The 10754-nt window shown below is 58.4% G+C and carries 11 protein-coding genes and 3 pseudogenes; 13 read left to right on the plus strand and 1 reads right to left on the minus strand.

The window, feature by feature from the left end:
- Nucleotides 1-345: pseudogene (locus tag IQ16_RS43895) on the plus strand (IS5-like element ISBj2 family transposase); the annotation flags it as partial.
- 122 nt (nucleotides 346-467) lie between these two features.
- On the opposite strand, the gene dctA reads toward IQ16_RS43895, so the two are convergent.
- On the minus strand, nucleotides 468-1784 hold the full coding sequence (gene dctA, locus IQ16_RS43900) for a C4-dicarboxylate transporter DctA (protein WP_011084529.1): 1317 nt from the start codon (nucleotides 1782-1784) through the stop codon (nucleotides 468-470).
- A gap of 1107 nt (nucleotides 1785-2891) precedes the next feature.
- On the opposite strand from dctA, the gene IQ16_RS43905 reads away from it, so the two are divergent.
- The 12 genes and pseudogenes from IQ16_RS43905 to IQ16_RS43960 form a co-directional block, all read left to right on the plus strand.
- Nucleotides 2892-3503, plus strand: a complete 612-nt coding sequence (locus IQ16_RS43905) for a molybdate ABC transporter permease subunit (protein ID WP_011084530.1) — start codon at nucleotides 2892-2894, stop codon at nucleotides 3501-3503.
- Nucleotides 3504-4148: 645 nt separating this feature from the next.
- Nucleotides 4149-5240, plus strand: coding sequence for a hydrogenase small subunit (locus IQ16_RS43910; protein ID WP_011084531.1), 1092 nt, complete (start codon nucleotides 4149-4151; stop codon nucleotides 5238-5240).
- Nucleotides 5241-5253: 13 nt separating this feature from the next.
- Complete coding sequence (gene cybH, locus IQ16_RS43915; RefSeq protein ID WP_018648279.1) at nucleotides 5254-5811, plus strand: Ni/Fe-hydrogenase, b-type cytochrome subunit; 558 nt, start codon at nucleotides 5254-5256, stop codon at nucleotides 5809-5811.
- A 34-nt stretch (nucleotides 5812-5845) separates the two neighbouring features.
- Nucleotides 5846-6444 (plus strand): annotated as a pseudogene (locus IQ16_RS43920) (HyaD/HybD family hydrogenase maturation endopeptidase).
- A 2-nt stretch (nucleotides 6445-6446) separates the two neighbouring features.
- Nucleotides 6447-6737, plus strand: a complete 291-nt coding sequence (locus tag IQ16_RS43925; RefSeq protein WP_011084536.1) for a HypC/HybG/HupF family hydrogenase formation chaperone — start codon at nucleotides 6447-6449, stop codon at nucleotides 6735-6737.
- A 572-nt stretch (nucleotides 6738-7309) separates the two neighbouring features.
- A pseudogene (locus IQ16_RS47775) lies at nucleotides 7310-8166 on the plus strand (hydrogenase expression/formation protein).
- Between the two features lie 91 nt (nucleotides 8167-8257).
- Entirely contained in the window at nucleotides 8258-8521 is a 264-nt protein-coding gene (locus IQ16_RS47165; RefSeq protein WP_018648280.1) for a hypothetical protein, read from the plus strand.
- A gap of 479 nt (nucleotides 8522-9000) precedes the next feature.
- Nucleotides 9001-9354 (plus strand): nickel-dependent hydrogenase large subunit, encoded by a 354-nt coding sequence (locus IQ16_RS47170; protein WP_014497978.1) that lies wholly within the window; start codon nucleotides 9001-9003, stop codon nucleotides 9352-9354.
- Nucleotides 9347-9688, plus strand: a complete 342-nt coding sequence (hypA, locus tag IQ16_RS43950) for a hydrogenase maturation nickel metallochaperone HypA (RefSeq protein ID WP_018648282.1) — start codon at nucleotides 9347-9349, stop codon at nucleotides 9686-9688. Before IQ16_RS47170 ends, hypA begins: the two co-directional genes overlap by 8 nt.
- A 209-nt stretch (nucleotides 9689-9897) precedes the next feature.
- The gene (locus IQ16_RS47175) at nucleotides 9898-10200 is read left to right on the plus strand and encodes a P-loop NTPase family protein (RefSeq protein WP_014497976.1); all 303 of its coding nucleotides are present in this window, start codon (nucleotides 9898-9900) and stop codon (nucleotides 10198-10200) included.
- Entirely contained in the window at nucleotides 10146-10499 is a 354-nt protein-coding gene (hypB, locus tag IQ16_RS47180) for a hydrogenase nickel incorporation protein HypB (RefSeq protein ID WP_231166591.1), read from the plus strand. Before IQ16_RS47175 ends, hypB begins: the two co-directional genes overlap by 55 nt.
- Before the next feature lie 37 nt (nucleotides 10500-10536).
- Nucleotides 10537-10754, plus strand: a 218-nt coding sequence (locus IQ16_RS43960; RefSeq protein WP_018648304.1) for an IS3 family transposase, incomplete at its 3' end; no start/stop codon positions are given.

Consider the following 10754-nt stretch of genomic DNA (forward strand, 5'->3'; position numbering starts at 1 on the left):
GTCCTGCATCTGACTCCAGGCCAGGATGCCGATATCGCTGCGGCTCCCGATGTCCTGGCGCTCGCGCCACCCATGAGCGTGCTCCTCGCCGACAAAGGGTATGATGGCGACAAGCTTCGCGGCGCAATCATTCGTCGTGGCGCCAAGCCCGTAATCCCCAATAAATCTAACCGTGTCGTCATCCATCGCTTCAACAAACGCGCCTACAAAGGACGAAATGTCATCGAACGCTGCTTTGGCAGGCTCAAGGACTTCCGGCGCATCGCCACGCGATATGACAAGCTCGCCCGTAATTTTTTGGCCGCTGTTCATCTCGCCGCTCTCGTCGCATATTGGCTCAATTGAGTCTGGACCCTAGCCTCTCAGGGGCAGCTGCCCTGGCTGCGGCGCGGAATAATGCTGTGCGCCGGAGAGCGCAGGGGGAGTATTCGTGTCCGAATGGCGGCGGTTCAGATCCGGGACCTACCTCATGTGCTTGTAGTGTCGATAGTAGTGGAAGCGGTGGACTTGTTGAGCCGAGTCTGCAGCGTCACGTGATCGAGCTCGCTTTCCCACCAGGATACGAACACAGCCGCGATGCCATTGCCGATGATGTTGGTGAGGGCGCGCACCTCGCTCATGAACTTGTCGATAGAAAACACGATTGCCATGCCCGGCACCAGAGCTGGGTTTACTACCGATAATGTCGCAGCGAGCGTGATAAAGCCTGCGCCGGTGACGCCGCTTGCTCCCTTCGAAGTTAGCATTGCTACTAGCAGGATCGTGAGCTGCTGGCCAAAGCTGAGATCGACACCGAGTGCCTGGGCAATGAACAATGTTGCAAGTGTCATATAGATATTGGTGCCGTCAAGGTTGAAGGAGTAGCCAGTCGGCACCACCAGCCCGACCACCGGCTTGGAGCAGCCCAGCCGCTCGAGCTTCTCCATCAATTGAGGGAGCGCGCTTTCGGAGGATGAAGTACCGAGCACGATCAGAAGCTCGTCTTTAATATAGATAAGGAACTTGAAGATTGAAAAGCCGACGAGGCGGGCGATCAGACCAAGCACGACTACTACGAATAGGGCAGCAGTCACGTAAAACAGCGCGATCAGACCGATCAGATTGCCGAGTGCTGCGGGCCCGAACTTGCCGACTGTGAAAGCCATGGCGCCGAAGGCGCCGATCGGGGCCGCTTTCATTACAATAGCTATTACCCCGAACACCGCGTGCGCGACGTCGTCAATCATGCCGCGCAGACGCTCGCCACGCTTTCCCAACGCCATCAGCGAGAAGCCAAAAAGGATCGCGAACAGGAGAACCTGCAGAACATCGCCGCGAGCGAAGGCGCCGACCACGCTATCGGGAATGATGTTGAGAATAAAGTCGACGGTTTTCGAGGCTTCCGCCTGCTTGACGTAATTGGCGACCGCCGCAGCATCCGGTTTGACCGCAAGGCCATGGCCAATCCGGACCAGATTGCCCATGGCAAGGCCCAACAGCAAGGCAAAGCTGGAGACGATCTCGAAATAGAACAGCGCCTTGACGCCGACGCACCCGACTTTCTTGGCATCTTGAATATGCGCAATGCCAGACGTGACGGTGCAGAAAATAATGGGCGCGATCACCATCTTGATGAGCTTGATGAACCCATCACCGAGCGCCTTGACCCAGTCGTTTGTGGCGACAGACGGCCATAGGCAGCCAACCATGGCGCCAATTAGGATTGCGATCAGCACCTGGACGTAGAGTATCTTATACCAAGCTTGCGACGCGCGCACAGGCGCCGCGGTTGCCATGGTGGTCATGACGCTTCCTTCCCGAATATACTCGAATGTGTGCCGCGGCTCGGTGAGAGGCGACAGTGTCATACGAGACTAATCATTATAGCCTTGCGCGATTGAAGACGCGTCCGAGAGCCGGCGCGTCTTTCCAAAGGCAGGCGTTTAGTTGCGTTGTCCTTTCTCGCTAAGCAAGATATGCACCAAATCCCAAACTGCGGCGGACTAAAAAGTCGCGGACAATGGCCTCCCTTCGGTGGCATCGGCTTGAGTGCTCTTAGCCGTGTTCGCAAGGTCGAACATTAGGCTGCAGCGTAGCGCGCATTAGCGGAATGCTGGAGTGTTGAGATCGTGCAGCAGTACGTGCAGTTGGTAAAATTGCTATTTTGGATTGAACGCATTTACCGAATGGAAGTCTGGCTAGGAGCTGCGTTGCCCGGGTAGGACCTCTGATGGATGACTGCGTTTTTCCGCAAGCGGCCAATCTCGTCGATGACGCGGCGTTTGTCTCCACGCCTGTGCTGACGATGTGCAAGCTAAGCCGGTCAGGGGAGCGGCCGTCGCTCGCGGCCCCTCGCGCCTTTGCCGCGTCGCCGAACCAGCCTTACGACGAGTTTTCAGCTACTTCGTTTGCGTAGCTGCCGACCGGCAGGCTTCTTGCGATCGGTTCAGCTACCGGCCCTGCGAGCACGGGATTTGAGCCGCCGACAAACCAAACAGGCATTTCTCGAGTCGAGTCTGCCGTTTTCGTTGGGCGGCTGTTGCTGTCCGCTTGGAAACAAAGATGCCAGAAACCTGACAAAGCGTTAGGTCCACTCCACGGTGACGTCGGCGTCTACGCAAAGTGCTTTCACATAAGCATAGCGCCGCCGCTGTTCGCACGTGGCACTCGAATTGCTGATGACAAATGAGAAGCTGCCGCCGTCGGGTGGGACGAAGCGGACTTGTCACAGGAGTTGCCGATGAGCCTTGCGATGCTGCTCTTGCTCGCAGAAACGGTGCGCGTAAATTTGGGGGACAGAGCGAGCTGCCGCACGAACAAATGGCTATTCGCACCACATCGCTGGGCAGCCCGACGTATAGGCAATCACTATCGCGATACGGCGACCTGCGCTCGTTGGCGGGCTGACGCACATGGATTTTGATTCGTCAGAGATCTCGCAATCCATTGCGCTCACGATAGAGCTCGCTAGCGTGACGACCGTGATCCTCCTCGTGATTGGTGTGCCCCTCGCCTGGTGGCTGGCGCGTTCAAAGACTTTTCTGAGCGAGGCTGTCGCTGCGCTAATTGCCCTTCCGCTGGTACTACCCCCAGCGGCTCTCGGCTTTTGCGTACTCGTTCTGCTCGGCCCCGACGGACCCGGCGGCGTTCTCGCCTCTTTCTGGGGCGAGCGCACGCTCGCTCTTACCTTCGTCGGGATCGTGGTCGGATCGGTGCTCTCGGCGCTGCCATTGGTCGTGCAGCCGATACGTAACGCCTTTCTTGCGGTTGGCGATCACCCGTTGGAAATGACAGGGCGTGTTTCGCCATTGTATGGCTTCGTTGCTATCATCGCACCGCTGGCGCGACTGGAGCTCGTTAAAGCGGCCGTGCTTGGATTTTCTCACACGATAGGCACATTCGGCGTCGTGATGATGATCGGCGGAAATATTCCTGGACGCACCAAGGTGTTGTCGGCCTATGTCGTGGACTACGTCCAAGAGCCGCGCTGGCACGAGGAAGTGTGGTTGCCGCTGGTATGGTGATGTTCGCATTTGCGACAATCTTCACCTTAGCCATCATCGACAGACATTGTACCGGGCGAGGCAACGAATCATCTTAGGTTTGCCAGGGCGATCGCTCTAAACGTCCAGCCTGTCGCCGCGCACAGCCCCGTAGGCGAGGAGCCCCTTGGAACCAGGGGCAGATCGGATCAAATCAGACCTAAAGTCAAGCCAACGTGCGCACCACATTCTCAGTCCCTTGCGGGCTCTGTTCCTTGCTCGGCAACCGCGTTGGTACGTGCTGCCTGCATTAGGTTCGATTATGAGCGCTTTAACGCACCGTTGGTCAGCGATCGGCAAGTCTGATTGAGGCCGGGCAATGTGGTGCCCGTCGACTGAACCAATTCTATTCAACAATCGGCATCATGAGTGCCGCCTGCAGGAGCGTAGTTCCCTTCAGCGGTGAACGATCGGCTTGATTTGTTAAAGTGCTCACATCGACGTCGAAAACTGGACACCAATAGCGTAGCAGATCAATGGCCTAGCTTCTGGGACGCTGGCCGGATTCGACAAGCCGAAAATCTTAAAGCGGTGGCTTGTTATCTTTCAGGTGTTTCGCTCTGCTGGCTTGTTTCTTGCCGAACATCACCAATCGTAACGCTGGCGACAACTCGCTTGGAAGGTTTCATGGGTGATGCAACGGAAACCTTCTACGGCGTGATCAGACGACAGGGTATCACGCGTCGCAGTTTCCTTAAATTCTGCAGTTTCACGGCCGCGAGCTTGGGGCTTGGTGCAAGCAGTATTGCGCACGCCCTGGAAACCAAACCGCGAGTGCCCGTCATCTGGCTGCACGGGCTTGAGTGTACCTGCTGCTCGGAAAGCTTTATCCGCTCGGCTCATCCCTTGATCAAGGACGCGCTGCTGTCGATGATTTCGCTCGACTATGACCATATGATCATGGCGGCGGCAGGACACCAGGCTGAGGCCATCCTGGAGGAAACCCGTGCCAGGTACAAAGGCGGATATGTGCTTGCCGTTGAAGGTAACCCGCCCTTGAACGAGGGTGGCATGTTCTGCATTGACGGCGGCAAGCCGTTCGTTGAAAAGCTCACGTCGATGGCGGAAGAGTCCATGGCGATCGTCGCTTGGGGCACGTGTGCGTCCTGGGGATGCGTGCAGGCGGCCAAGCCAAATCCGACTCGCGCGGTGCCGATCGATAAGTTAATCACCAACAGGCCCTTCATCAAGGTGCCCGGGGGCCCGCCGATCGCAGAGGTCATGAGCGGCCTCGTGACTTTCATTACCACGTTCGGAAAGCTTCCAAAGCTTGATCACCAAGGGCGTCCAAGTATGTTTTATTCCGAGCGCATTCACGATAAGTGCTACCGGCGGTCCCATTTCGACGCTGGTCAATTCGTCGAAGAGTGGGACGACACCAACGCACGCAAGGGCTATTGCTTGTACAAGTTGGGCTGCAAGGGACCAACCACCTACAATGCCTGTTCGGCCCTTCGGTGGAACGGCGGCGTTTCATTTCCCATTCAATCCGGCCACGGCTGTCTCGGCTGCTCCGAAGATGGCTTCTGGGATAAAGGGTCATTTTACGACCGACTCACGACCATCAAGCAGTTCGGCATCGAGCAGAACGCCGACGAGATCGGCATGGCCGCTGCCGGCGTGGTGGGGCTAGCGGTCGCTGCCCACGCGGCGGTCACCGCCGCGAAGCGGTTGAGGCACCGGCCGGATCGCCCTGCCCACAAAGGCAAGCCGAGTTGAGGAGGTAACGACGGTGGCCGTCCAGACGCCGAATGGGTTCAATCTCGATCGTTCCGGCAAGCGAATCGTTAGCGGCGGTTTTCTATTCGGCTATATCCGCTTTGCTCATTTCTCGGCGGGATATGTACTCAGCGCCGGCTTTCTTCTGCGTATCTACTGGGCCTTGATGGGAAACGCGCACGCCATGCAGATCTTTTGCGTGCCGCTTTGGCGCCGGTGCTTTTGGCGGGAGTTGCACCACGAGATTCGCCGGTATTCGTTCCTTGCGGTTGAGCCTGAAAGGGGCCTCGGGCACAACCGCCTTGCTCAGCTAGCAATGTTCTTCATGTTTACGCAGACGATCACGTTCATGGTCGTCACCGGCTTTGCACTTTACGGGCAAGGTGCCGGTACTGACAGCTGGCAGTACAAGGTGTTCGGCTGGGTGTTTTCACTCTGGCCGAACAGCCAGGACTTTCACACCTGGCATCATCTCGGCCTGTGGGTGATCGTGATGTTCGCGCTGGTCCACATCTACGCGGTGCTCTGGGACGACGTCGTGTCGCGCCGCAGCTTCCCTTCTATCAAGTAGGTGAGCATTGGTTTGGCGATTGACTGGGAAGCGGATGCTCAATTCAACAGAGAAAAAGCGGATTTTGGTGCTCGGCATTGGCAATGTTCTGTGGGCCGATGAGGGATTCGGTGTGCGTGCGGTCGAGGAGTTTCATCGTAGCTACGCGGTCGATGATACGTCACCGTTCTCGATGGCGGCACCCAGGGGCTCTACCTCGTTAGTTTTCTTGATGGGGCCGACTGCCTGATCGTGTTCGACGCCATCGACTATGGATTGCTGCCCGGGCAGTTGGAGCTTGTACGAGATGACGAAGTGCCAAAATTCACGGGGGCCAAGAAGGTGAGCCTGCATCAGATGGGCTTCCAGGAGGTCTTGAGCGCGGCCGATTTGCTTGGCCGCCGCCCGCGAGAGCTCGCTCTTATCGGCTGCCAGCCGATGGATCTGGAGAATTGGGGCGGTCCGCTGACCGCGCCGGTGCGCTTTCAGATTGCCCCCGCGATTAGACTGGCCTGTAAGCTCCTAGAGCAGTGGGACTCGCCGGCAAAACCGCGGAGTGCGCCGCTGCCTGCATCAGAACGGCTGTTGGCGAACAATATTGACCATGCGAATTATGAAATGAAAGGCAGAGCCGATCTAGCGGCCTGCGGCTGATCATGTGCCTTGGCTTGCCAATGACGATTGTCGAGACCGACGGTGTCACCGCGTTATGCGAGTATGGCAATGAGCAGCGGCGCATCTCCGTCGTGCTGCTCGCTGATGTACGGGCCGGCGCCAAGGTGCTCGTTCATATCGACAGCGCAGTGCGGCTCCTGGACGAAAACGAAGCAAGGCTGATCTGCAAAGCACTTGACGGGCTTGAGGCCAGCCTCAACGGTCAGAGCTGCGATCGCTTCTTTGCGGACTTGATCGGTCACGAGCCGCAATTGCCGGAGCACCTACGCTAGCGCTTCCGCTCCCTTGCACCGGCTGGGGTTCATAGACCGGATTCCAGTCGCAGGACCATCGGCTTGGACAACGTCAGGCGCTACGCCGTTGGGTCGAACGCGACTCGCGCACCTAGAGATGATTGGCATGCGCCTTGCTAACCGCCATGCTGGCAGAACCGATCATGATCAGAGAGGAGTGTGATGAAGTTGCAGCCGGCTCAGCATGCTCTGACACGGCCCGCTCCGTCCGACGACGTGGAGGGCGTTAGCGCCGATGCGCGCCTGGTCGCGCACGTTCCCAGGAAGGCGACCTTGATGCCGCTGCCGGCGGCTGATCCCCTACATATTCTGCGGATCAGTGAAGCACCCTCGCGCGGCCCTGGTGGCACACTGACCGGCCGGCCCGGCCAGCGTAGACTGTCGACGCCGCGCCTATCCCCGAGGAACAATATACTCTGCCTGATCGGCAAGAGACCGGATCGTTTGCTCACGATCAACCGCATCTCCTCACCGATCCTTTGGGCACTCGCCGGCAGCACCGGCGCCGGCAAGTGCAATACCCCTCGACACAGACAATGGAACATCGCATCGTGAAAGCAGCGATCCCCGTTGTATCTGGCGGCGCCGGCCGCGCGGCGAGCGGCTTTACCACAGGTTCTGGAACTCTCGATGTATTCTATCGCGGCGCGACAAGTGCGCTTGTCAATCGCGTTTGGCGGGTTTGCGACGAATGTGCAAGGAAGTATCCGAACGCTGCCCTGCTAATGTCAAATGTCGCTGCTGCTGTTGGGGGTCAGAGAAGCGGTGATCCGACACAATTGTACGGACTCGCAAATTTCAGCGATGCCGAGCGCAAGCTGATTGACGAATTGCTCGGGGAAGGCGAGGTGACCGGGTGGTTGCGTTGCCGGACGGCAGTTTGGCACAAATCCGGGAGTCCGTGCATGCCGGAATCTGGCGCGTGCGCATCGGAACCGAACCGGCGCACGAATATGTCGAGGTTGGAGCGATTCCGCAGATTGTCCGGCGTGCCGCAACTGACCTGACATCAACCGAACTTCTGATTGACACGCCGCCGGATGGCGCGATGAACGTTCAACCGGTGCTGGCCGAAATACGCGAGCGGGCCAGCGTCTGGCAATTTTGCATGAATGCGCATGTCATCAATCTGACGTTACTGCCAATGAGCGTTGTCGACTTGACATTCCTGCAGCAAAGCTTGGGCAACGGACCCGTCCAACTCATGTTGCGGGGCTACGGTGCCTGCAGAGTGCAGGCGACCGGGACTAGGAATGTTTGGTCCGTGCAGTTCTTCAATTCTACGGACAACATCATCCTTGATACGGTGGAGGTCGGGGGCGTGCCGATTGTTGCGTTGGCTGCCGACGAGGATTTCCAGGACTCTGCCGGACGCGTGCAGGAAATTCTCGAGGCGTACTTCACATGATGCGCTCGGGCACTCGACATCAGTTGCGATCCCACAGACGGCGCCTTCGGATGGATCATAGCTTGCGCGGGGGGAGGGGGCAGCATTGCGCATGAACCTCACTGCAAGCAACAAAATCCATGTCCGCGTATTGCTAGCTGCCGACGTAGTCGCCTCGGTCGAGATCCAGCCGCGAGTCCGGCCGCCGCTGGGTCGGATATTCGCCGGAAAGCAGGCCTCGTCACTGCTCAACGCAGTGCCGCGGCTCTTCGCGTTATGTGCCGCTGCGCAGCAAACCGCACTGTTGACCGCGATCGAAACGGCGCGCGACGAAGTGATCACCCTCGCAAAAAAAAACAGCATCGTATTGCGCTGATCGTTACCGAGCGCATCATGGATTTGGCACGGGGCCTATTTGCCGGACATCTCACGCTAGAGGTCGCCAGTGCGGCAGCAATCCGCTCCCTGATGTCGGAATTGTCAGCGCTTGTTCGCTCCGCCCAGCGAGCCTCGTGCCCCCCTCAACGGGAAGCAACAGCGCGGATCGCGGCGGCGCTGGCCGCGCTGGGCGTACCGAATGAGGGACGCGCGCTCAGGTCCGGCAGCCCACTGTCGCTTCGCGTCGCGGCGCTTCATGAGGCCGGCTTGAAGTCGGCTCCGGCAGCATACTCGTTCCTGTCCGCTGCTGACGACTTCAACATCGCGAAGCGATTGCTCGGGGATGATTCGACGTTTTGCGATTGTCCGGATCTGGAAGGACATGTGCCTGAGACGGGTCCTTGGGCGCGCCAATGACCCGGGATCGGTTCTTGCTGAGACCCTTCGGTGCGGCCGAGCGGCTGATGGCCAGAATAGTTGAAATCGTCCGGGCTATGTGCCTGGCTTGAGGCCGGCGCTCAGCCGGATACCGCAGAGCATGGGATTATCGAAAGATATAAGCTTGGGCCCGGTCGTGCAGCGGCCGCGGTCGAATGCGCCAGGGGACGTCTCTACCACGCTGTTGAGCTTGACGCTCACGGCCGGATATCTCGCTTCGAATTCCTGGCGCCGACGGAGTGGAATTTCCATAAGCGCGGACCGCTTGTACGGAACCTGCAGGGCGCCGTGCTGACAGCTCCGCGGCGCTGTGATGCAGTCCACGCGGTGATTGCGTCGCTGGATCCGTGCGTCGGGTTCACTCTCAATTTTCGTGAATTTCACGATGCATGAAATGGCCATTTGCATGGGGATCATTCAGATCGTCGAGGAGAAGGTACGGGAGCGATCCTCTTCGCGGGTGCGGAGCGTCTGTTTGGAATTGGGAACGCTGAGTCATGCCGCGCCTGAAGCGATCACGTTCTGCTTTGCTGTCGCTGCAATGCGGACCGTTGCCGAAGGCGCCGCGCTTAATATCGTTGAACTACCGGGCGTTGCCTGGTGCATGAGCTGTTCGAAGAGCGTTGAAATTGCACGCCGGGGTGATTGCTGTCCTTGCTGCGGCAGTTATCAGTTGCAGGTAACCGCGGGCGAACAGATGCGCGTGAAAGCGCTGGAGATCGATTGATGTGTACCGTTTGCGGCTGCACGGAAGGTACACCGACGACCAAACACTCGAGGTCAAATGATGCGAAGAGCCACGAGCGATACAATGACCATGTGCGGGACTCTTGCGATGGCCATTCTCCTCTTCGCCGGCCGGCCCACCATCAGGCACATGGCATACAGCCGCTTCCGAGCGGCGGCGCCGGCTCGGCTGATTCAAGGGTCGGGGGCATGAGCGGAAAGCAGGTCATCGAGATCGAGCGCGATATCCTGGGCAAGAATAATGGGATTGCGGCGGTCAACCGGGCCCTCTTCCTTGCCGATGACGTTCTCGTGTTTAATCTTTTATCCAGTCCCGGTGCAGGTAAAACGACGCTGCTGGTCCGTGCCGCGTCCGAGCTCAAGCGCAGCCGCCCGGTCGGTGTCATCGAAGCGACCAGCAGACCTCGAACGACGCTGAACGTATTCAGGCTGTCGGCGTGCCAGCCGTTCAAATCAATACCGGCAAGAATTGTCATCTCGATGCTGCAATGATCGGCGGAGCTTATCGCCGCTTGCCCCTGCTTTCAGGCGGCATTCTCTTCATCGAGAACGTCGGTAATCTGATCTGTCCCGCTGCCTTCGATCTTGGCGAGGCCTGCAAGATCGTGGTGTTCTCGATTACGGAAGGTGAAGACAAGCCCCTCAAATGTCCTGATATGTTTGCTGCTTCATCCCTCGTGGTGATCAACAAGATCGATCTGGCGCCGCTGCTTGAATTCGATTTGGAAAAGACCATCGAGAGAGCTGGCCCCGCAAATTCGGACAGTAGCTTGAGTGGATTTTCTGCCTGACAGCGGCGAGGATTCTTGCTGCGAATCAGGAGCGAAGATGACGAAGAAGAGCCGCCGGACGCATTCTCCGGCATTCAAGGCGAAGGTTGCTTTGGCTGCGGTCAAAGGAGACAAGACACTGGCGGAGCTGGCGCAACTGTTTGATGTTCATCCGAACCAGATCACGATCTGGAAAAACCAGCTCCTGGAAGGCGCCGCCGGCGTGTTTGGGCATGACAAGACATCGGCCGAGACGCCGGTCGATTTGAAGGCGTT

Origin of the sequence: Bradyrhizobium huanghuaihaiense, from assembly GCF_007830635.1 — a bacterium.
In the GTDB taxonomy this organism is placed as follows: Bacteria; Pseudomonadota; Alphaproteobacteria; order Rhizobiales; family Xanthobacteraceae; genus Bradyrhizobium; species Bradyrhizobium huanghuaihaiense.

Bases quoted from the DNA above. Each gene is read 5' to 3' on its own strand.
- IQ16_RS43905 (WP_011084530.1), top strand. From the start codon at position 2,892: ATGGATTTTGATTCGTCAGAGATCTCGCAATCCATTGCGCTCACGATA.
- IQ16_RS47165 (WP_018648280.1), top strand. From the start codon at position 8,258: ATGAACCTCACTGCAAGCAACAAAATCCATGTCCGCGTATTGCTAGCT.
- IQ16_RS43925 (WP_011084536.1), top strand. From the start codon at position 6,447: ATGTGCCTTGGCTTGCCAATGACGATTGTCGAGACCGACGGTGTCACC.
- dctA (WP_011084529.1), bottom strand. From the start codon at position 1,784: ATGACCACCATGGCAACCGCGGCGCCTGTGCGCGCGTCGCAAGCTTGG.
- IQ16_RS47175 (WP_014497976.1), top strand. From the start codon at position 9,898: ATGAGCGGAAAGCAGGTCATCGAGATCGAGCGCGATATCCTGGGCAAG.
- IQ16_RS43910 (WP_011084531.1), top strand. From the start codon at position 4,149: ATGGGTGATGCAACGGAAACCTTCTACGGCGTGATCAGACGACAGGGT.
- hypA (WP_018648282.1), top strand. From the start codon at position 9,347: ATGCATGAAATGGCCATTTGCATGGGGATCATTCAGATCGTCGAGGAG.